This window comes from Pseudomonas sp. DR 5-09 (genome assembly GCF_001655595.1).
Classification (GTDB): domain Bacteria; phylum Pseudomonadota; class Gammaproteobacteria; order Pseudomonadales; family Pseudomonadaceae; genus Aquipseudomonas; species Aquipseudomonas pharyngis.
The window spans coordinates 2,709,324-2,732,937 of sequence record NZ_CP011566.1 but is presented as its reverse complement, the minus strand read 5'-3'; the positions used below and the strand labels follow the sequence as shown (position 1 = coordinate 2,732,937).

Sequence of the window (23,614 nt, the reverse complement as noted above, 5' to 3'; positions counted from 1 at the left end):
TTTATTGGAACGACACCGACGACTGCTCGCGCAGCGAACGCGGGCGCATGTCGATCCAGTGCTCGTTGATGTAATCCAGGCAGACCTGGCGTTCGCCACGCATCCCCGCCTCGCTCCAGCCGCTGGCCATCGGCTTGCCCGCCGGCCACAGGGAATACTGGCCCTGAGCGTTGATCACCACATCGAATTGCAGGTGTGCGTCATTCATGTCGTTCTCCTGTTGAACGGGATTGCAGCGTGGCCAGACTCCGGTCGAGCCCGGCGGCGAGATGGTTGAGTGCGGCCTGCCGCTGTTCGTCGCTCGAAGCGCAGGCCCCGACGTAAACCCGCACGGACGCCCCGCAGACCTGAGCGCAGGTGTCTGCATCGTCGTCCGCGAAAGCCCGGGCCGACACCTCGGCGTTGGCGCTGGCATGAGCCTGGGCAAACGCGGTGGCGGCGGCCTCGGTATTGAGTTGCGCGTAGTACTCGGCGAACGCCTCGGCATCGCCGAAGTGCTCGGCAATCATGGCGCGGTTGGCCGGTGCGAGGCCGTAGGTCATTGCACTGGCGTGGGCCTTGGCGTACGCCGCGTCGTAGGCGTAGGCCTTGCTATACAGCGCCAGCAACACCGGTTTGAGCGCGGCCCGCCATTCGCCCTGACGCCCGATCACACCCAGCGCCGCCCGCTGATGCAGGCTTTGCAACGCGAGCAGCGCCTGTCGATGTTCCGGCAAGGCTTCGCCGAGCATCGGCAGAACCACGTCGGCCTGCCAGAGATGAAACAGCCGCAACGGCACGGGACCCTCGCCATTGTCTATCCGCTTGCGCAGGTCGTCGGCCTGTCCGGTTTCGCACAGCACTTGCACTAAATTCAGCAGCCATCGCGGCATCGAGATCGGTTCATTCATGGCGCCGGCTCATCCGTACCGATCACCTCGGCCAGCAACCGCGCCCAGCGGCCCGCCACGATGCCGTAGTGATCGGTGTCCAGGGTTTGCCAGCTGCGCAACTGCGGCAGCAAGGCTTGCCAGTTGCGTTGCAGGTCATCCGGGTTCCAGGCATTGCCCAGCCCGTAAGGATTGGCGTGCCCGGCGATGAACAACCGCACCGCTGTGGTCGCCAGCTCTGGCGGTCGGAAGACGACCATGCTGGCCATGTTATTGCGGCAGCACACGGTCAGCCGTTGCAGATACGCCTGACGTTCTTCGGCCATGCCCTGCCCTTCGACCGCCGGCCAGCGCTGGGCGAACTCGCGCTGGAACACCTGCTCGATGGTCTGCTCGTCGATGCCGGCCAGTTGCGCACCGGCATCCGGCGCGGGCGGGTCGATCAGGTACAACAACGGTTGCCTGAAGCCCTCAGCCTGGGCCTGATGACACAGTGCTTGCGCCACCCATGCTCCGAAGGACCACCCTGCAAGGCGCCAAGTGCTGCCGTGCGGAAGATGCTCCTTGATCGCCGCCAGATACCAGCGTGCACGTTCTTCCACGCTGATGTTCGGCAACTGCGGCAGACGCAGCGCCGGGTCGGCGATCACGCACACGCCCAGTTCCGCCGGCAGTGCCGACACCAGTTCCCGATAGGCCTGAACATCGCCACCCACCGGGTGGATCAGGTACAGCCAGTCACGCCCGGCTCCGGCATGCCATTGATCGATCCGCACCGCGTCGTGCCAGCCGTGCGGTGCAGCAGGGGGCGCCTCTTCAACCGTGGCGGTCGAGACCAGCCCCAGCACCTCGCTCAGGCTGACCTTGTGGCTGAATTGCGACAGCTGGAATACCTCACCCGTGGCCGCTTGCAGCTCGTCGATCAGGTCGAGCAGCGTCAGCGAGTCCGCGCCCAGGTCGTACAGCGAATCGTCATCTTCCAGCTCGGCCACACCGAGCCACTTGCACAGGCACTCACGCAGGCGCGCCGACAGATCCACGCCCTTCGGCGCTTCGACCGCTGCGGCCACGGCACCATGGCGAACCGGATAAAACCGCCGCGCCGTGTCGATGCCGGTGGTGGAGATCAGCAGCTGCGGCAACTGCGTCGCCATCGCCAGATCGAACACCCGACAGCCCTCTTCCGCCGACAGGCCAACCGTCAGATGCTCCAGGTGCGCGGCGTCCCCACCGTTGCTGGTGGTGGCCATGCCGACGTCGCGCCAGATGTCCCAGTTGATCCCCAGACGCAGGCAAGCGTCGGCCGGGTTCGGGCGATAGTGAGTGAAGCCGTCGAGCACCCCGCTGGCCGCCGCGTAGTCCAGATGCCCCGCGCCGCCGAACAGTGCCGACATCGACGAGCAGTACAGGACAAAACCCGGTGTCAGGTGCTCGATCAACGCCTCGACCGCCAGCATGCCGCGAGTCTTGGCGGCCATGGCCTCGGCCATTTGCCGGGCATCACGGTGGCGAATCAGACTGCCTGCACCGACGCCCGCCGCATGAATCACCCCGCTCAGGCGACCGTAACGAACGGCCAGTTGATCGAGGACCTGCGGCCAGCGCGATAGGTCGGCGATGTCCGCTTTGATGCAGTCGATCCGCGAAGCGTAAGCCGCCAGTGACGCCGGCAGTTGCCCCTGACGCGAGAGCAGCACCACTCGGCGTGCAGGCGCCTGCAGCAGGTGTTCGCACAAGGTCCGGCCGATGCCGCCGCTGCCGCCCAGCACCAGGAATGTACCGTCTTCCGGCAGAAGCCCTGATGTCGTTGCTGGGCCGATCAATGGCTGAGGCATCAAGCGTGGCTGCCACAGATAACCATCTCGCACCGCCATTCGCCGAGGCAATGAAACCGGATCGGCAAGCAACGCTGCCAACTCGCCGGCCTGCGTTTCGAGGCGTGACGAAGGCCAGTCCAGCCAGTGGCAACGCACCGGGTATTCCTGCGGCACCACTTCGGTGATGCCGGCCAGCGCTGCCAGTTCGGGGCGCTGAACCTCGCCGTCTACCGGGCAAGCCTGCCATGACATCAACCACAACCGCAGCCGTGTCGTGCGCGGGGTTTGCCCCCAGGCCTGCATCAGCGCACTGACCGTGTCCAGACAGGCCCACTGCGCCAGATCCAGCGATTGCTCGTTGACCGCGCCCGACACCGCCAGCGGCAAGGCATGCAGCCAGTCGAGTTCGCCGAGTTCAGGTTCTGCGACCTCGGCGAGCAAGCGGTTCAGGGCTTCGATGTCCAGCGGATCAAGTTCGAAACGGTCCGCGCTCAAGCGCTTGAAGCCATTGCCGGTGCGCACTTGAATCACGCGTCGATAGACAGTGTTCAGGCTCGCCAGCAAGGTCGATTCGGGCGCGTCATGGCTACACAGGATCAGCACCTCACGGGATCGGGTCGTGGCTGTCGCGCTCAATCGCCGGGTGCGCACCCACTGGCGCTGGTGGAACCAGTCCGCCAGCGGTTGCCGCTCAAGGGCTGGCGCAGCAGGTTGGTTAGCCACGGGAGTCTGGAAACGATACGGCTGAAGATCGAACGATGACGGCGGCAAATCCCAGGGCGGCGGTGCCGAGCGCTGCGGCCACTGGATATTCGCGCCTTCGTACCAGGCGTCCAGCAGCTCCTGCGCCGATTGATCACGGGCGATCACCTGCGCGCTTGAGAGCGTGACTTCCTTGATCGCTGTCGGCTGCAATGGAATGGCCTCACCCGTCCCACAAACCATTGCGAAGCGCCAGCGCAACTGCCGGCGACCTGACTGCAAGTGCCGCAGCAACGCAGTCTGCTGTTCCGGGTTCGCGTGCAGGTATTCGCGAATCGCCGCGATATCGCGCAGCAACTCCGCCCGGCTATGGGCCGAGATCATCAGCAGCGGCAACGTTTCCTCGTCCCCTTCCTGCGCCGTGGGCGCAGCACCAACGATGACATGCGCGTTGGTCCCGCCAATCCCGAAACTGCTGACACCGGCCAGTCGCCGCCGCCCTTGCGGCCATGGCCGAGACGTGGTCGGCACATAGAACGGCGAATGTTCCAGATCGATCTGCGGGTTGATCCGGCCAAAACCAAGGTTCGGCGGCAGCACGCCATGGAACACCGCGAGGCTGGCGCGAATCAGCCCGACTACCCCCGCCGCCGCGCCCAGATGACCGATCTGGCTTTTTACCGAAGCCAGCGCGCATTGGCCGGCCGGCGCATCGCCGAAAGCCTTGGTCAACGCCGCGACTTCGATCGGATCGCCCAGCAAGGTGCCGGTGCCGTGGGCCTCGATGTAGCCGATGTCGGCACCGGTCAATCCGGCCCGGTTCAAGGCATCGCGGATGACCGCGCTCTGCCCCGCCACCGACGGCGCGGTGTAACTCATCTTGGCCCGGCCATCGTTGTTCAACGCCGAGCCCTCGACCAACGCATAGATCCGGTCACCATCGGCCCGCGCCCTGGCCAGCGGCTTGAGCACCACCACGCCGTAGCCACTGGCGCCGAGGGTGCCGCTGGCGTCATCGCTGAATGGACGACACAGACCATCGGCGGAAAAGATGTGCTGCGAGCGATGCCGATAGCCCTCGGTCAGGGTCGGGTCGATCAGCACCCCGGCCGCGAGCATCACGTCGCTGTCGCCCTGACGCAGCATCGAACTGGCCAAGTGCACGGCGATGAGCGAACTGCCGCAAGCGGCCTGCACGCTCAGGGCCGGGCCGTTGAGGTCCAGGTGATACGCGGCTTTGGTCGCCAGAAAATCCTTGTCGTGGTGCAGCGCCAGTTGAAAACCGTCCGGCAGATCGCCTTCGGCAGTTTCGCGCAGCATCTGCTGGAAGTACGTGGTTTCGCCGCAACTGGCGATCAGACCGATGCGCGGACCGTCCGCCGACGGGACGATGGCCGCGTGTTGCAGGGCCTGTACGCAGGCCATCAGCAGATGCCGCTGTTGCGGGTCCATCAGCCGTGCTTCCTGGCGGCTGATGCCGAAGTACTCGGGATCGAAATCGAGCATGCCCGCCAGTTGGCTGCGGGCACCGACCAGGCCTTCTTCGGCAGCAAAGTGCTCGATGCCCAGCCCATTGCGTTGCACCATGGCCCAGAACTCCGACAGGTTCTGTGCCCCGGCCACATTGATCGCCATGCCGATGATCGCCATCGGCTGGTGACCTGCATCGGTTTGCCGTGTCCGCTGCGCCGCTGCCACCGGCGCGGTCGACAGGTGCGCCGCCAGACGCCGCACCGTGACGTGTTCGAACAGGTCGGCCATTGTCACCTTGTGCGGCAGCTCTTCGGCGTAACGGCCATGCAAACGCATGAGGCCGAGGCTGGTGGCGCCGGCCTCGAAGAAGGTCTGCTCCGGTTCGATATCCCGGCCGATCACGGCCTGGAACAACTCACTCAGTTGCCGTTCCAGTGCGCTCAATTGAACACTCGGTTGTGGCGCACTGCGCCGCTCCAAAGCCTCGCCCAGATTCGGCAAAGCCTTGCGGTCGATCTTGCCGCTGGGGGTGCGTGGCCAGAGGTCGATCCGCCGGTATTCATCGATTCGCACATGGGCCGGCAGCAGCTGCGCGACCTGACGATCCAGCGCTTGCGACGTTGGAGGTTCGCCTTCGAGTTGCAGCCAGGCGATCAGCCGTGGCGGATCGGCCTGCACCGCGACCACCGCGTTGACCACTTCCGGCATCTGCATCAGTGCCGCCTCGATCTGCCCCAGCTCCAGACGATGGCCGCTGAGTTTGATCTGCTGATCGTCACGCCCCAGGTAATGCAGGCAGCCCTGGGCATCGGACCACGCCAGATCGCCGGTGCGGTAGTACAAACAGCCGTCTGCCAGCTCGACAAATCGCGCGGCGTTCAGGGCAGGATCGGCCAGATAACAGCGGGCAACCATCGGCCCGGCCACCAGCAGATAGCCGCGAGAGCCGTTGGGCACCGGGCGGTCGTGTTCATCCACCAGCAGCAACCGCGCATTGCCGACGGCATGACCGATCGGCGCGCGCAACGGCCAGTCCCGCGCCACGGGCGGCAGGCGCAAGGCGCTGACCACGTGGGTTTCAGTCGGGCCGTAGTGGTTAAACAGCGAGGCCTGCGGCATGCCGCCGAACCAGTTGCGCAGCGCCTCCGTGCAAAGCAGTTGCTCGCCGGCCGTGATCACCTCACGCAACGCCGGCGGGTAGATGCCCCGAGTCACGGCGGTTTGTGCCAGATGCTGCAAGGCCACGTACGGCAGGAACAGGCGCTCGATTCGCGCCTCGACCATGTAATCCAGCAACGCCTCGGCATCCTGACGCCAGCGCGGCGTGATCAGGTGATAACAACCGCCGCCGCACAGGGTGCTGAAAATCTCCTGAAACGACACATCGAACGACAGCATCGAGAACTGCAGCGTTACCGCTTTCGCCGGCAACTGCCCTTCGGTGCGCTGCCATTGCAGCAGGTTGCACAGGGTGCGTTCCGACACTTGCACCCCTTTGGGCGTGCCCGTCGATCCGGAAGTGAACAGCGTGTACAACGGCCGTTCGCCAGCGTGGCGTGGACGCTCGAATGTTCCGGCATCGGCGCGCAGATCAACCCGATGGGTGGCGAATCGTCCGGCGTTCAGGTCATCCAGTGCAGCCTTGGTCGCGTCGCTGAACAGCACGCAATGCGGCTGCGCCTGCTCCAGCACCTGACGCTGGATCGCCACCGGATAGGCGGGATCCAGCGGCACGGCGGTCAGGTTGAGTTTGGCCAGCGCCAGCAAGGCGACAATGTGCTCCACCGAGGCATCGAGGAACAGCACGACATGCAACGGCGCGTTCCCGGCCGGCAACGGATGGCGCTCGATCAGGTTTGCCGCCAGAGCATCGGCCAGCGCATTCAGCTCGCTGTAGTTGAGGCGCTGCTGGCCTTGAACCAGCGCGACCGCCTCCGGCATGCAAAGCACTTGATGCTCGAACCCGTCCGCCAGTGTGTTGAACGGCAGCGCAATCTGCGGACCTTCGCTGGCGGGTGGCAGGCTGCGTCGATACGGACCGAGCAAATCATCGAGGTTGGCCGCCGGGCTTTCCAGCAACAGGTCCAGCCCTCGGCGGAACAACGCGTTCACCGCCCGCATCTGTTCGGCATCAAAATAGCTGCACTGATATTCCCACCAGCACTCCAGCTGCGAACCGCTGCCCACCATCAACAAGGTCAGCGGGCACTTGGCGTGTAACTGCTCGTTGAATGCCAGCGTGGCGCGCAGGTTTGAGTCGGCCAGTGCGGCGTAGTCGGTGTTTTCCAGCACGAACATGAAATCGAACAGCGAGGGGCTCGACGACAGCCGCAGGTCTTCCACCAGATCCGCCAGCGCCACGTCCTGCAACGCCAGCACCTCGCGCACGGTGGCGGTCTGTTTGCGCAACTGCTCGCTCAGGGGCAATGCGTTTTCAACGGCGGTCGGGATCAGCACGGTGTTGGCAAACATGCCGACGGTGTCTTCGAACTCCGCCAGTGGCCGGTTGGCCACCGGGCTGGCGATCCGTGGCCGCTCGCACCCGGTCAGGGCGTACAGGCTCCAGGCGAAGACGCTGAACAGCACTTCGAAACGGGTCAGCCGTTGTTGGGTGCAAAAGCGCTCGAGGGCGGCGCTGCGCAGGGTGCCCAAGGGTTCGCGGTGCAGCCGGGCGTCGGGGCTGATTTCGCGCATTGGCATCAATGCAGGCGACGGTTCTTCCTGACGGCGATGCAACTCGGCCAGGGCGCGGCGCTGGTCGCGATAATGCGGATCGACGCTCCACTGACGCTGCCACTGGCCAAACTCCAGCGTCGTCAATCGGGCGGCCGGTTGCAGGCTGTCGCGGCCTTGCAGGGCATCAGCGTAAAGCTGCGTCAGGTCATCGAACAACAGGTTCACCGACCAGCCATCGACGATGATGTGATGCAGGTTCAGCAACAGCCGGCAGCTGCCATCGGCGAACGGCAGCAGCCAGGCTTGAAACAGATTCGGGGTGGTCAGGTCGAACGGCGCGGCGAACACCAGCTCGGCGAAGGCCTGCCAGTTGTTCTCGGTGAAATGCCCGACCGCGAAGGTGCGACAGGTCGACCCCTGCTCGGCGATTACCTGATCCAGTCCATCGGCACCCGCCGCGAATGCCGTACGCAATCCCGGATGACGCTGCACCAGACGCCCCAAAGCCTCGGCCAGTGCCGCAACTTCGACACCTGCCGCCAGATGCAGAATCAGCGGCACGCTGTAGGCGGTCGAGGTCGGCGAGCGTTGTTGCAACAGCCACAGCCGGCGCTGTTCGGCGGTCGCCGGCAGGCGTTTGGCGCTGCTGATCGGAGGCGCGGGTGGGTAGATCGACTCGCCGTTCGTTTCACCGCTCAGTTGTGCGGCCAATGACGAGAAAGGCTCGTTGAGCAACGTATCGATGGCGATCTCGCGCTGCCAGTGGACACGAATTGCCGAACGCAGGCGCAGGGCCTTGAGCGAATCGCCGCCACTGCCCAGCCAGTCGTCCTGCGCGCTCAAGGCCGGTTGGCCGAGCAGCGAGCGGGCCTGACTCAGCAACCAGTCCAGCGCCGGTGAAGCGTTTTCGTTATCCGTAGCCGCCAGGACTGGATGCCACGGACTCAACCCTTGGGCCAGCAAGCCATCACGATCGATCTTGCCATTGGCCGTCAGCGGCAGGCGCTCCAGCAGAAACAACTGGTGCGGCCGCATATACGGCGCCAGTTGTGCCCGCAGATGGTTTTCGAAGGCGTGATAGTCCAGATCCCCGCGCGGCACGATGAACGCCAGCAACTGATGATCTTCAGCCGCCTGACGCCGGGTGCAGACGTACACCTGCGCCACGCCCGGATGCTCCAGGATCCGTTGCTCCACCTCCCCCGGTTCGATCCGGAAGCCGCGAATCTTCACCTGCCGGTCGACCCGCCCCAGGTACTCGATCAAGCCCTCGGCATTGCGCCGCACCAGATCGCCGGTGCGGTAATGCACCTGAGCGCCACCGTCGAGGTCGGGCAAACGGACGAACTGGCGAGCGGTTTCTTCGCGCCGGTTGCGGTAGCCACGGGCGACACCGCTGCCACTCAAATACAGCTCGCCGACCTCGCCCGCCGGCACCGGGCGTTGCTGCTCATCCAGCACCTGCACGCCGGTATCCGGCAACGGTCGGCCAATGGGCGCCGAGTCACCGGCAAAATCGCGGCTGATCGGCCAGCACAGGGCAAACGTGGTGCATTCGGTGGGGCCGTAGACGTTGAAGATCCGGCAGCGGCTCTCAGGATTGGCCTGATACCAGCCGCGCACGGCGGCAGCGCTGATCTGCTCACCGCCGATCAGTACCTGACGCATGCTGGAAAAGCACGACGGCCACTCGGCAATCAACGTGTTGAACAGCGACACGGTCATGAACAGATTGTCGACCTGGGTGCGCTCCAACACCTCGGCCAGTCGACGCGCATCCAGCACGTCCTCGTCGGCGATCATCACGCAGCAACCGCCGTTGAGCAGCGCTGCCCACAGTTCGAAACTGCACGCATCGAACGCCGGGTTGGACAGGCAGGCGAAGCGGTCCGTCGGGCGAATCTCGATATAGCCGTCGGTGTGCGCCAGCCGCAGCAGGCCGCGTTCGCCGACCTCAACCGCTTTTGGCGTGCCGGTGGTGCCCGAGGTGTAGAACAGGAACATCACCTCGGCGAAGTCTTCGGCCAGTGTTTGCGGCGGAGCGTCCGGCTGATCGAGCAAGGCCTCGACACTGGTTTGCCACAGTGAAGGCGACCACGCCGATTCTTCGCCCAGGGTAATCAGGCCGACACACGCCGCATCCGCCAGCATCAACTCCCGACGTTTGCGCGGGCTCGCCCGATCCAGCGGCACCACCACCGCACCGACCTTCAACGCACCGATAATCGCCGCCAGCCATTGCCATGAACGCGGCATGCACAACGCCAGCGACTGGGCGGGCTCGACGCCGCGCGCCAGCAATCCTCGGGCGATGCGTTCGCTGGCGCTCGCCAGTTCCGCGTAAGTCAGCGTGAGCGACTGATCGATCACCGCCGTAGCTTGCGGATTACGCCGCACTTGCTCGGCGAAACGCGCTAGCAACGGCATGTCTGTGGACGCACTCATCATTTCGCCTCCTGCGCGTCGAAGCGTTGCAGCTCCCGACGGATGATTTGCGAGACCCGGTGGATTTCCGCGCTTTCGAGCATGTCCCAGTGCCCGCCGCTGACCAGTTTCGCCAGATAGCCGCTGCCCGCGCGGCGACGCCAGAAGCCACGCAGCTCATGCAGTTGATGGCGACTGAAATCTTCCCGCGCCTGGATCAGCACCACGCGACCGGCGCGCGGCGCGCATTCATAGGCAGCCATGGCCAGGCGGTTGTGGTTGTAGATGTTGAAGTAGCGTTCGACCTGGGCGTCTTCGATGCCGGGGTACATGCCGTTGAAACGCACCAGTTTGTCGCGGAACTCGGCCATGTCCACGGTGCCGATCTGCTCGCGGAAACCGGGGTCGTCACTGCCTTGGGTGTCGAGCAGCACCACCGTTACCTGACGATGTCCCGCCGCCGTCAACCGCCGCGCCATTTCATAGGCCACCAGGCCGCCGAACGACAACCCGGTAAGGATCAGCGGTTGCTGTGTCAGCGGTTCGATCTGGCGCAAGTAAGCCTCGGCCATCGCTTCGACCGTCGGTTCGGTACTCTCCCCCGGATTGAGTCCCGGCGATTGCACGCCGTACACGCCGGTTTCATCCGGCAGCACCTTGGCCAGCGACAGGTAACAGAACGCCGTACCGCCCGCCGGGTGAATGCACACCACGTTGTGCTGGCCGCTGCCGCGACGGAACTCGATCAGGTTGCTCTGGGCCAGCGCCGGGTTGGCCCCGACTCGCAGCCAGCCGCCCAGCGCCTCGATGGTCGGGTAGCTGAGCACCACGCGCACCGGCACTTCGACCGCGAACTGCTGGCTGATTTCATGAGCCATCTTGATCGCGGCGATCGAGGTGCCGCCGACGTTGAAGAAGTTGTCACGAATGCCGATCTGCGGCGCCAGCAACAGGCTTTTCCAGATCTGGTACAGCGCCAGTTCGATGTGGTCGCGCGGGCTGCTCAGGTTGACCTGGCGGTTGGTCATCTCTTCATCCGCCAATGCTGTCAGCGCGGCACGGTCGACTTTGCCGTTGGCGGTCAGCGGCAAGGCGTCGAGCCACAGATAGCTGCCGGGGATCACCGCTCTGGGCAGGGTCGTCGCCAAATGGGCGTGCACTGCGGCTTCGTCCACGGTCTCGGCCACTACGCAACAGGCCACCAGCCGCTGGTCCTGCGCTACTTCGCCGACCATTAACACCACGGCGCTGCGGATACCGGGAAACGCTTCGAGCCGGGCCTCGATCTCGCCCAGTTCCAGGCGCACACCGCGCAACTTGACCTGAAAGTCGTTGCGACCCAGAAATTCCAGCTGACCGTCCGGGCGATAACGCGCCAGATCGCCGCTGCGATAGAGCCGATCGCCTGCGACAAAGGGGTTGTCGATAAAGCGCTCGGCACTCAGTTGCGCCAGCCCCAGATAACCACGGGCCACGCCGACGCCGCCAATGTGCAGATGCCCGGTCACGCCCACCGGCACCGGCTGGTCGCGGTCATCGAGTACGTAAAAACGGTTGTTGGCAATCGGCCGACCGATCGGCAGTTGCCGGGCCGGCACCTCGGCGCCGGGCTCCAGGGTCCAGATGCTGTTGATCACCGTGGTTTCGGTCGGGCCGTAGACGTTGTGCAGCCGCGCATGGGGCAGTCGCTCCTGAAAGCGCCGGGCCAGGGCTGGCGGCAGCTCACCGCCGCCGCTGAACACATCGGTCAGCGACGTACACTGGCTGACCTCGTCGACCTCCAGAAACAACTGCAACATCGCCGGCACGAACACCAGCGCCGTGACCTTCCGTTCGCGCACCTCGCGCGCCAGATAGGCCGGTTCGTAATGCCCGCCGGGTCGCGCAATAACCAATCGCCCGCCGGTTGCCAACGGCCAGAAGGTCTCCCAGGCCGAAGCATCGAAACCGAACGGGATCTTGTGCAGCATCGCCCCTGCTTCGCCGCAGACCTGCAAACACCACAGCAGCAGGTTGCTCAAGCCACAGTGGGCGACCATCGCGCCCTTGGGCAACCCGGTGGTGCCGGAGGTGTAGATCACGTAGGCGAGATGGTCCGGGGTGACGCCGACATGGCGCGGATCAAGATTGTCGGCCGGCAACGACGCCCAGCTCGCGGCATCTTGTTCGAGGTCGAGGATTGGCGCTTCCCAAGTCGAGCCTTGCACGGCTTGGCGCAAAATCCCGTGCGCCGGGCCGAGGGTCAGCAACACCGCCGGCGTGCTGTCGCCGAGCATATGACTCAGGCGCCCCAGCGGATAATCCGGATCCAGCGGCACGTAAGCGCCGCCGGCCTTGAGCACCGCCAGCAGCGCCACCGGCAACTCCAGCGAGCGCTCGATGCACACCGCCACGCGCACGTCCGGGCCGACGCCCAAGGTGCGCAAGTGCCGTGCCAGGCGGTTGGCCCGGGCATTGAGTTCGGCGTAGCTCAGGGATTCGCCCTCAAACAATACTGCGCAGGCCTGAGGGTTGCTCGCGGCCTGCGCTTCGACCAGTTGATGCACGCAGGGCGCCGCTTGCGTCAGTGGTGTGGCGCGGTTGAAATCGACCAGCACCTGCTGACGCTCAGCCTCGTTCATCAATGGCAAGGCATTGATCGGTTGCTTGGCGTCGGCGGCGATCTGTTCGAGCAAGTGACGGTAGTGCCCGCTCAGGCGCTCGATGGTTGCGATGTCGTAGAGGTCGGTGTTGTATTCCACCAGCAAGTCCAGCCGCCCTGCCCGCTCGACCCATTCGAACGCCAGATCGAACTTGGCCGTGGCACTGCTGGTGCCGTACGGCGCCAGTTCCAGGCCAGGCATCTGCACTGCGTTGCCCGGGGTGTTCTGCAGCACCAGCATCACCTGGAACAACGGCGAATGACCGGGATCGCGCGGCGGGTTGACAGCCTCGACCACGCGGTCGAACGGCACATCCTGATGAGCGTGGACGTCGAGCATTTGCCCACGCACGTCGCGCAGCAGTTCGGCGAAGGTCTGCTGTGGATTCAGGCGCTGACGCAGCACCAGGGTGTTGACGAAATGGCCGATCAGCGGCTCGACTTCCGGGCGATTGCGGTTGGCGAACGGCGTGCCGATGCACAGATCCTGCTGACCGCTGTGGCGCCACAGCAGCACCGCCAATGCGCCCAGCAGCACGTTGAACAGCGTGCCTTGGGTCTGCCGGGCCAGCGCCGTGAGTTCACGCAAGGTGCCGCCATCGACCGAGGAACTGAAAGTGGCGCCGACATAACGCTGCACCAGCGGTCGTGGCCGGTCGGCGGGCAAAGTCGACAACAGCGGCGCGTCGTCCAGGGTGCGGCGCCAGTAATCGAGCTGAGCGTCCAGCGCCGCACCGCCGACGCGCTGTTGCTGCCAACAGGCGTAGTCAGCGTATTGCACCGGCAACGGCGCAAGCGTCGGGGTTTCGCCACGCAGATAATTGCCGTACAGCGTGGCGACCTCATGCAGGATCACGCCCATCGACCAGCCGTCGGCGATGATGTGATGCACGCTGTAAAGCCACAGGTATTCATCGTCGGCCACGCGCAGTAACGACGCCCGCAGCAGCGGCCCGCTGGCCAGGTCGAACGGCGCCCGGGCATCCTGTTCGACGGCGAATCGCACCTGTTGCTCACGCTCGTCGGCAGGCAATTGGCGCAGATCCGTCACCGACAACGACAGCGGCATCGACGGGTGCACCACCTGACGCGGTTCGCCGTCGACGCTGCGAAACGTCGTGCGCAGGATTTCGTGGCGGGCCATCAGTTGGTTCAGCGCCCGCTCCAGTTGCGCGACGTCCAGCCGGCCCTTGAGCGTCACCGCCGTGGGCACGTTGTAGAACGGGTTGCCAGGTTCCAGTTGATCGAGAAACCACAATTGCCGCTGCGAGAACGACAGCGGCCAGGACACGTGTGCGCCGGCGCGGCGTGGAATCGCCGCGTCATCGTGCCCGCCGAGCAAGGCGATCAGTTCCTGTTTGTGACGTTTGAGCGCCTGGGTCAGTTCTTCGGTGAGAAACCCGCGCGGCGCCTTGCAGCGCAGCCTGTCACCGTCCACTTCGAGCACCACACCATGGCGAGCGAACAACGCCAGCAATTGATCGGCATTCATACTTCGAACTCCTCCATGTCTTCGTCGTCCAGGCTGGCGGTCACAGCCTCGATGGCAAATGCCTCGACCGACGCGCGGTGTTGTTCATCGGCCGTGCGCAGACCGCCGATCATCGAGTAGATCAATTCATGGCTCGGCCCGAGATCGAACAGCGTCGTCAGTTGCTGCTCCTCGACCGAGCCGATACCGCAAAGGCCCAGGCCGTGCTCGACGGCGGTCATGCTCAGCAACTGGGCCATGGCGCCGCTTTCGATGTGGCAGAAGTCGCGGCTGCGCTCGCCGTACAACGGACGAATCGCCGCCATGTCGGCGATGAAAAACAGCGAGAACGCGGCGTTCTCATACACCGGACGGTTGACGAAATAGTCGTAGGTGTCCGGGTCGAGCGCTCCGCTCTGGAGCGCCAGCAGACGATGCTGGCGGGGATCGTAGTAATACGCGCCGCCGGGCACGCCGAGCACGCGATCCGCTTTGATGTAGAGGTAGGCCTGAATCGGGTACAGCCCGCCCGCCGACGGGAACTGGTATTTCACTTCGCCGTCGAGTTGCCCCTGGGCCAGCGCTGCCAGTACGTGCGCGAAGGCCTGGGTGGCGATCGGTTGCCGATCGTATTGACGCACCGAGCGGTAATCGCTCAAACGTCGGGCGAAGGCCGGGTCTTGCGGCAGGTCCAGCGCCAGCGCCGGCAGGGTCTGAGCGAAGTCGCGGCGTCCGCGTTGTTCGGCCTTGAACTGCGCGCGCTGCTGGGGATCTTCGATGATGTCCTGCGCGGGCTCCGGGGCCTGCTGCACGTTGCCGAGCAGATCCTGACGCGCCCGGTTCTGGCGGTACATGCCAAGCAGATGCAGCAACGTTGGCTGAGCCAGCAGTTGCGCCACGTGCGGGCGGAACTGCAAGGCGCCGGACAAGGCGTTGCTGATCCTGACGATATCGATCGACGTTGCGCCGAGGTTCAGCAGGTTGGCGTTGGCGGCAATGGATTCGCGCTTGAGCACGTCCTGCACGATCTCCACCAGCCGCTGTTCCTGCGGGCCCTCGACTTCGAGCGCCGGCCCTTGTTCCTCGATCTGCTCCGGTTCCGGCAGGCGTTTCTTGTCGACCTTGCCGTTGGACGACAACGGCCACGCTTCAACAAAGGTGAACGACGGCGGAATCATGTAGGCCGGCAGTTTGTCGCTCAGGTACGCGCTGAAATCGCTGGCCTGCAACGCCGGATCAGCCTTGAGCACATAACCCGCCAGGCGCTTCTCGCCCAGCGTGCTGCCCAGAATCCGCACCACCGCGCTCTGCACGCCGGGATGGCGATTGAGCGCGGCTTCGATCTCGCCCAGCTCGATGCGATAGCCCTGGACCTTGACCTGATTGTCTTCGCGACCGAGGAATTCGATGTTGCCGTCCGGCAGCAAGCGTCCCAGGTCGCCCGTGCGATACAGCCGCTCGCCGGTCAGTGGATGATCGAAGAAACTGCCGGCGCTGAGTTTTTCATCGCGCCAGTAACCTTTCGCCAGGCCGATACCGCCGATGTACAGCTGCCCCGCGACCCAGGTCGGGCGCACTTGCAGCGCTTCATCCAGCACGTAGAAACGCTGATGATCGAGGGCCTTGCCGTAGGGAATGCTGCGCCACGCCGGGTCGACGTGCTGTACCGGGTAACAGATCGACCAGATCGACGCTTCGGTGGCACCGCCCAAGCTGATCAGTTGCAAATCCGGCTGCAAGGCCCAGGCCCGCTCGGGCAGAGTCAATGGAATCCAGTCACCGGACAGCATCGCCACCCGCAGGCTGGCGGGCAACGTGCCGCCCTCTACGTACTCGACCAGCATGCCGAGCAGCGCCGGCACCGAGTTCCACAGGCTGACCCGATGACGTTCGATCAACGCCAGCCAGTGCGCCGGATCGAGTGACAGTTGCGGTTCGAGGATGACCACCGCCGCGCCCACGGCGAGGGTGCCGAAGAAGTCATAGACCGACAGGTCGAAGCTCAGCGACGAGATCGCCAATACCCGGTCAGTCGGGCCTACGGCAAAGCGCCGATTGATGTCGAGCAAAGTGTTGACCGCACCGCGATGGTCGATCACCACGCCTTTCGGCTGGCCGGTGGAGCCCGAGGTGTAGATCACGTAAGCGAGGTCGCTTTCGCTCACCTGCACCGGTTGCAGGAGTCCATCGTTTGAAACTTCATCGGTCACGGCAATGGTCGTGACTTGCGCCGGCCATTCGATCTTGTCGAGCAGCGACGGTTGGGTCAGGGCCAGACTCGCCTCGGCCCGCTCCAGAATATGCCGCAATCGCTCCGCTGGCTGGGTCGGTTCGATTGGCAGGTAAGCGCCGCCGGCATACAGGATCGCCAGGGTAGCGACCACTTGTTCCCAACCGCGCTCCATCACCACGGCGACCAAGCGGTTCGGCAGCACACCCTGCGCTTGCAGTCGGGCGCCGAGTTGCCGGGCCTCAAAACGAAGCTGGGCGTACGTCAGTTGCCGCGTACCGATCACCGCCAGGGCATCCGGTGTAGCGAGGGCCTGACGTTCGAACAGTTCGTGCATCAACGGCAATGTTTGTTGATTATCGACCGGCGCTGGCAACCGCGCCTGTGGCAGAAGTTGTGGCGTATTCGCGCCCCAGGCTGCCGGCTCGCACAGGCTGTCGAGCAGGGTGTTATAGGCGACGAACATCTGCTCGATCATGCCTTGCGGGAACAGTTCGTCGATGCTGTCCCAGTTGAACAGCAGGCGCCCTTCCAGCTCCAGCAAGGTGTGGTCGAGCCATACCTGCGGGGTCTGGGTGATGCTGTGCATGTGCTTGGCATTCAATGCGTCGGCCAGGTTGAATTCGGCCAGCTCCGGCGCCGCTTCCGACAGCGTGCTGTTGAACACGATCGGCATCGCCGTCTGCTGCACGCCCCGGGCCTGGGACAATTCGCGCAGTACCCGCACACCGCTGACCACCGAATGGTCGATGTCGCGCCACAGTTGCGCCTGCACCGCGCGAGCCTTGTCGGTGAAGCTCTGCGAACCGTCGATACCGACTTCCAGCAGCACCAGCGAGGTGAAGTCGCCAATGATTTCGTCGACATCGCTGTGCAGCGGCATGCGGTTGAACAGCGGCAGGCTCAGGGTGAAACGTGGGGTGCGGCTCCACAGCGCCAGCACTTCGCTGAACGCGGTCAGCAGCATCACCGATGGCGTCACGGCAAACTGTTTCGCCACGGCTTTGAGCTGCGTCCACTGCGCCGCCGACATGTCGCGGTCGCGGCGGGTGAAGTGCGGGTTGGCGATGCTTTCCGGCTGGCGTACCAGCGGCAGGTCCGGCGCCGGGGCCAGTGTGGTCACCCGTTCACGCCAATAGCCCAGCGCTTGCTCGTAGCGGCGGCCATTACGCAGTTGCTGTTCAGCCAGCACATAGTCGCGGAAAGTCAGGCCGGGTTCCGCCAGTTCCAGGTTCGGATCGACGTAGAACGCCATCAGTTCGCGGGCGAGAATCTGCGTGCTCGCGGCGTCGACGATCAGCGCATCGAGGCTGATGTGCAGATGAGTGATGCCGTCATCGAGTAGCGACAGGCTGAACTCGAACAGCGGCCAGCGACTGGCGTCCAGCACCTGATGGGACTGGCGTTCGCGGGTCGCTTCCAGCGTGCGCTGCGCCACATCGGCGGGCAACCCGCGCAGGTCGCTGCGCGGCATATGGTAGGTCGGCACCTGCGTCAGCACCTGTTGCGTGCCGTCGCTGAGGAACACCACGCGCAGCATGTCGTGGCGCTGGATCATGCGATTCAAGGCCTGTTCGAAACGTTCGGCGTCGAACTCGGGAATGCGCAGTTCTTCGTAGCCGTGAGCGCTGACGCCGCCGAGGCTGACCGTGGCCTCGCGACCGAACCAGTAGGCTTGCTGGATATCGGTCAGGGGGAATGGTTCATGTCGATTAGCGCGATCCGGTTCGATCTGAATGAACGCCGGTTCAACGCTTTGCTCTTCACGCGACACCTGCGTCGCCAGATCCAGCAACACCGGAGTCTGGAACAGACTGCTCAGGGACAGTTGCGCGCCCATGCGCTGGTTGATCGCATAGATCATCCGCGTCGCCAGCAGCGAGTGGCCGCCGAGGTCGAAGAAGTTGTCGTGAATACCAACCCGTTCGCACTTGAGCACTTCGGCCCAGATCTCGGCCATTTGCCGTTCGGTGTCATTGCGCGGCGCCTCGTAGGTCGCCCCGGCGCTGCGTTCCGGTGCCGGCAGCGCCTGGCGGTCGAGCTTGCCGTTGCGGGTCAGCGGCAATTGCGACAGGCGAACCCAGGCACTCGGGATCATGTGTTCGGGCAACTGGCGTTGCAATTCGGCTCGCAGGAATTCGCTGGTCGCGGTGCCGACCACGTAGGCCACCAGACGCTTGTCCCCAGCCAAGTCTTCGCGCAGCAACACGGCGGCTTCCTGCACACCGGGTTGTTGATGCAACAGGCTGTCGATCTCGCCGAGTTCGATGCGGAAGCCGCGTAATTTCACCTGTTGGTCGATGCGTCCCAGGTACTGCACGTTGCCGTCGGCCAGGAATGTCGCGAGATCGCCGCTGCGGTACATCCGCGCGCCCGGCTCGGCGCTGAACGGGTCCGGCAGGAAGCGTTCGGCGGTCAGGTCCGGGCGGTTCAGGTAGCCCCGGGCCAGGCAGGCGCCGGCGATGTACAACTCACCCGCCACGCCGACCGGCACCGGATTCAGATATTCGTCCAGCACGTACAGCCGCGCATTGGCAATGGGACGGCCGATGGGCGGTGCGTCCGGCCAGGACTCGACCTCGTTGCAATCGAGGCTGAACTGGCTGACCACATGGGTTTCGGTCGGCCCGTACTGGTTGTGCAGTTGCACACCGCCAAGCCCAAGGACAAAGCCACGCAGCTCGTCATTGATTTGCAGGGCTTCACCGGCGGTGATGATCTCGCAACCACCGGACGGCATCGGGGCATCGGCCTCGGTCAGGCCGGCGAGTTGCTGCAACACGGCGAACGGCAGGAACGCCCGCTGCACGCCTTCGGCCACCAGAGTCGGGCGCAGCGCGGCCAGGTCCTTACGGCTGTCTTCGGTCATCAGCAGCAGGCTGCCGCCCTGGCAGAGCGTGCTGCAGATTTCCTGGAAGGAGACGTCGAAGTTCAGCGAGGCGAATTGCAGGACGCGTTGCGGTGCCGTGGCTTGATCGAGTTGCCAGCCAATCAGGTTGTCCAGCGCGCGACGGCTGTGGGCCACGCCTTTCGGGCGCCCGGTGGAGCCGGAGGTGTAGAGCACGTAGCCGAGGTTTTCCGGGCTCACATTGATTTGCGGATCATCAGTCGGGTGTTGCGCCCATTGCGCTGCGTCAGTGTCCAGGCAGCAGATTTTCGCCTCGTTAGCCGGTAGCCCGGTCATCAGGCTCGATTGCGTCAGCAGCAAGGTCGGCGCGGCATCGCTGAACATGAACGCCAAACGTTCGCTCGGGTAAGCCGGGTCGAACGGCACGTACGCCGCGCCGGCCTTGAGGATCGCCAGCAGGCCGATGACCATTTGTGGCGAGCGTTCCAGGCACAGGCCGACGCGATGTTCGGGGCCGACACCTTGTTCGATCAGGTAATGCGCTAGGCGGTTGGCCGCGCGATTCAGTTCGCCGTAACTCATTTGCTCACGGTCGGCGAGCAGCGCCACGGCGTGGGGCGTTTGCCGGGCAAGGGTTTCAAAACGCGCCACGCAACCGGGCAGTGACGCGGTATCCCGCGCGGTGCGGTTCCAGTCATGAACGATTTGCTGGTGCTGCTCGGCGTTCAGCAGCTTGATCGCGGCCAGCGACTGCTCGCTGTCCTCGACCATCTGCGTCAGCACCCGGCGCAGGTACTCGCCGAACTGCTCGACGGTGCCGCGTTCGAACAGCCCCGAGGCATATTCCAGGCCACCGACGATCTGCCCGTCGCGCTCACTGAGCGCCAGTTGCAGATCGAACTTGGCCACGTGGTGGCTGCTCTCGACCGGCGTAACGTCGAGCCCGGACAGCAGCAGGTCGGAATCCTGATCCTGCTCCCAGGCAAACAGCACCTGGAACAAAGGACTGTGGGCCAGACTGCGCGGCGGGTTGAGCAATTCCACCACTTGCTCGAACGGCAGGTCCTGATGTTCCTGAGCCTCCAGCGCCACTCGCCGTGCCTGTTGCAGCCATTGCGCCACCGACGGCGTCCCGGACTGAGTCATGCGCAGCGCGAGGGTGTTGACGAAGAAACCGATCAGCCCTTCCAGTTCCTGCTGCGGACGGTTGGCCGATGGCACGCCGATCACCACGTCGCTTTGCCCGGAAAGACGCGACAGCAGCAGTGAAAAACCGGCCAGCAGAGTCATGAACAACGTGGTGCCTTGCTGCATGCCCAGGGCTTTCAGGCGTGCGGTCAGGGCGGCGTCGAAGACCAGCGGGACAAAACCACCGAGGTAATCCTGCACGGGCGGGCGCTTGTGATCGGTCGGCAACTCCAGCAGCACCGGCGCGCCGCTGAGGGTTTCGCGCCAGTAGCGGCTTTGCTGCTCCAGCACGTCGCCGGACAGCCATTGCTTTTGCCACAACGCGTAATCCACGTACTGCACCGGCAAGGGCGGCAGCGGATCGTCGCGATCCTGCAACGCCGCTGCGTACAGCTGACCGAGCTCGCGGGTGAGCACACCCATCGACCAGCCGTCAGAGATGATGTGATGCTGGGTCAGCAGCAAGACATGGTCATCCGCCGCCAGCCGCAGCAGGCTGACCCGCATCAGCGGGCCCCGGCTCAGGTCGAACGGTCGTGCGCCCTCCTCGTCGATCAAGCGGGTCAGGCGTCCTTGCGCATCGAGCCCCTGCACGTCAGTCACCGTCAGCCGGACACTGTGCGCAGGCGGCGCAACCCATTGCCGCCCTTCCCCTTCAACGGCAATGAACGTCGTGCGTAGCGCCGCATGACGCGCCACCAGTTGATTGAAGCTGCGTTCCAGTGCCGGCACGTCCAGCGAACCGCGCAAACGCAGGTTCAACGGCATGTGATAGGCAGCGTTGCCACCCTCCATTTGTGCCAGAAACCACAGGCGCTGCTGAGCAGACGACAACGTTTGCGCGCCCGAGCGTTCAAGGGCCGTGATGGCCGGGCGAGCCGCCGCCTGACTGGCTTGCAGCCGTTCGGCGAACGCCGCCAGAACCGGTGCGGCAAACAGCGCCGAGGGCGCCACTTCCAGCCCCAGCGCATGACGAACCTGCGCCAGCACGCGCATCACCAGCAGCGAGTGACCGCCGAGGGCGAAGAACTGATCCTCACGCCCTACCCGCTCGACGCCGAGCACGTCGGACCAGATCGCGGCGAGCGCTGTTTCCAGCGGGCCTTGTGGTGCCTGGTACTCCTGCTGATCGAACGCCTCGACGTCCGGCGCCGGCAGATTTGGGCGATCGACCTTGCCGTTGGCGATCAGCGGCAGTGCATCGAGACGCACGAAAGCGGTCGGCACCATGTAGTCCGGCAGGCTGATTTGCAGCTGTTCGCGCAGTAAACGCGGGCTCAAAGTGGTGTCTGGTTTTTCGCAGTAGTAGGCGACCAGACGTGGTTCACCAGGACTGTCCTGGCGCAGCAACACCACGCTTTCGCGCACGCCCGGAATGTCCGCCAACCGGGTTTCGATTTCCCCCAGTTCCAGACGCAGGCCGCGCAACTTGGCCTGGGAATCGTTGCGGCCAAGGAATTCCAGTTGGCCGTCGGCCCGGTAACGCGCCAGATCGCCGGTGCGATACAGACGCTCGCCCGCCACGAACGGGCTGTCGATGAAACGCTCGGCGGTCAGTTGCGGCAGGTTCAAATAACCGCGCGCCACGCCGACGCCGCCGATGTACAACTCGCCTGGGACGCCCTCGGCAACCGGTGCGCCGTCAACGTCGAGCAGGTAAATCCGGGTGTTGGGCAGTGCCCGGCCGATGGGCAGCACTGGGTCGATCTGGCTGTTTTCGGTGAGCTCGAAACAGGTGCTGTCGATGCTCGCTTCGGTCACGCCGTAGGCCTGGACGATCTGCACGCGATCACCGCAAAGCCTGCGCAATTGCCGCGCGCTGTGGGCGGTCCAGATGTCGGAGCCGCAGACCATGGTGCGCAGGAACGACAGGTCGTGGCCGGTCTCTTCGACCCACGCCAACAGTGGATTGAGCAGCGCCGGGACGAAGTCGGCAAAGCCGATGCGCGCGTCATGCATCAGGCGATACAGGGCCGGCGGGTCCATCAGGGTGTCCCGTGGGCAGAGCACCAGCGTGCCGCCAAAACCCAGTGCACGGATCAGGTCGGCGCTGAACACGTCGAAGGAAAAACCGGCCATTTGCAGGTGGTTGATCGGCTCGCCCAACTCATAGAGTTGCGCCCAGTCAGCGCTCACGGCGACCAGCCCGCGATGCTCGACCATCACGCCTTTCGGGATGCCGGTGGAGCCGGAGGTGTAGATCACGTAAGCCAGGTGACGGGGTGTCAGGCCAATCGCCTGAGGGTCAGGGTTGTCAGCCGGGAGCGCAGCCCAATCCCGGGCGTCGGCCAGATCCAGCAGCGTCGGGGTGATCGCCGACTGTTCGAGCGCCGCCCGCAAAACACCGCGCGCCTGGCCGTGGGTCAGCACCACCGGCGGTGCGCTGTCGGCCAGCATGTGCGCCAGCCGAGCCTGCGGGTATGCCGGGTCCAGCGGCACATAGGCGCCGCCGGCCTTGAGCACCGCGAGTACGCCGATGAGCATCTCCAGCGAACGCTCCAGACACAGCCCGACCCGCACGTCTGGCCCGACCCCGAGTTTGCGCAGCTGATGGGCCAACCGATTGGCGCGGGTGTTCAGTTCACGATAACTGAGCGCCTCCTGCTGCCAGCGCGCGGCAATCGCCTCGGGGCTGCGCAGCACCTGCGCCTCAAACAGGCCGTGCACGCACAGGTCTGCATCGAACGGTTTCAAGGAGCAAACGTCGGGCTGCGCGGAATTCGTCCCACGCAAGGAAGTGTTATCGAGCATCGGAGGCTACCGTCCATGACTACTTTATTTTTGTGATCAGGCCGGGACAGAAATGCCCCGCCAGTCAGGCCCCGGCATCAGATGCCGGCACGGTCATTCGAATTCAGGAGGATGGCGCGGCGCGCGCGTGCAGACTCGCGTTGAACGCGGGCACACGGAGAAATTCGGGGGGAGACAGGCTGGAGAAAAACGCCGCCGCGCGGTCGGCGCAGGCAACTGAAAAGTGGGCCGGATCATTGGCGACAGACGTCGCCCCGTTCATTGCATCGACGATTGCAAACCGCGTGACCAATTGAAACCTCGACTTCCATTTGAGGGTCAACGACGAGGAACAACCTGCGCGGGGATGACAGCGCCAGGGTGGTCCCGATCGGCTGCGACTGCCGGGTCTGTAGACACACGGCAATCTTCTGGCGCCGGGTTTGTGACCCGAAGCGCCGGCGGATAATAACCACGTTTTTTGTTAGGGAGGCAAACAAAATGTAGGAAATTTGCTAAATAAATATCGGACGTTTCCTACATGG

Annotated in this window: 5 protein-coding genes; all 5 read right to left on the bottom strand. The window is 64.6% G+C overall.

Features of this window, described 5'->3' with window-relative positions:
- Position 1: 1 nt before the first annotated feature.
- Genes PDR5_RS12060 through PDR5_RS12040 form a run of 5 tightly spaced genes read right to left on the bottom strand, consistent with a single transcriptional unit; the run spans position 2 to position 23,090 of the window.
- Positions 2-208, bottom strand: a complete 207-nt coding sequence (locus PDR5_RS12060; protein WP_064595662.1) for an MbtH family protein — start codon at positions 206-208, stop codon at positions 2-4.
- Positions 201-890 carry a hypothetical protein gene (locus PDR5_RS12055; RefSeq protein WP_237233828.1) on the bottom strand — a complete coding sequence of 230 codons (690 nt, stop codon included), beginning with the start codon at positions 888-890 and terminating at the stop codon, positions 201-203. Before PDR5_RS12055 ends, PDR5_RS12060 begins: the two co-directional genes overlap by 8 nt.
- A complete protein-coding gene (locus tag PDR5_RS12050) occupies positions 887-9,985 on the bottom strand; it encodes a non-ribosomal peptide synthetase (protein WP_064595660.1) in 9,099 nt (3,032 codons plus the stop codon). Before PDR5_RS12050 ends, PDR5_RS12055 begins: the two co-directional genes overlap by 4 nt.
- Positions 9,982-14,094, bottom strand: coding sequence for a non-ribosomal peptide synthetase (locus PDR5_RS12045; protein ID WP_064595658.1), 4,113 nt, complete (start codon positions 14,092-14,094; stop codon positions 9,982-9,984). The genes PDR5_RS12050 and PDR5_RS12045 overlap by 4 nt, the downstream gene beginning before the upstream one ends.
- Positions 14,091-23,090: a non-ribosomal peptide synthetase gene (locus PDR5_RS12040; protein ID WP_064595656.1), complete on the bottom strand. Its 9,000-nt coding sequence runs from the start codon at positions 23,088-23,090 to the stop codon at positions 14,091-14,093. The genes PDR5_RS12045 and PDR5_RS12040 overlap by 4 nt, the downstream gene beginning before the upstream one ends.
- Positions 23,091-23,614: the final 524 nt, after the last annotated feature.

Bases quoted from the DNA above. Each gene is read 5' to 3' on its own strand.
- PDR5_RS12050 (WP_064595660.1), bottom strand. From the start codon at position 9,985: ATGATGAGTGCGTCCACAGACATGCCGTTGCTAGCGCGTTTCGCCGAG.
- PDR5_RS12060 (WP_064595662.1), bottom strand. From the start codon at position 208: ATGAATGACGCACACCTGCAATTCGATGTGGTGATCAACGCTCAGGGC.
- PDR5_RS12040 (WP_064595656.1), bottom strand. From the start codon at position 23,090: ATGCTCGATAACACTTCCTTGCGTGGGACGAATTCCGCGCAGCCCGAC.
- PDR5_RS12045 (WP_064595658.1), bottom strand. From the start codon at position 14,094: ATGAATGCCGATCAATTGCTGGCGTTGTTCGCTCGCCATGGTGTGGTG.
- PDR5_RS12055 (WP_237233828.1), bottom strand. From the start codon at position 890: ATGAATGAACCGATCTCGATGCCGCGATGGCTGCTGAATTTAGTGCAA.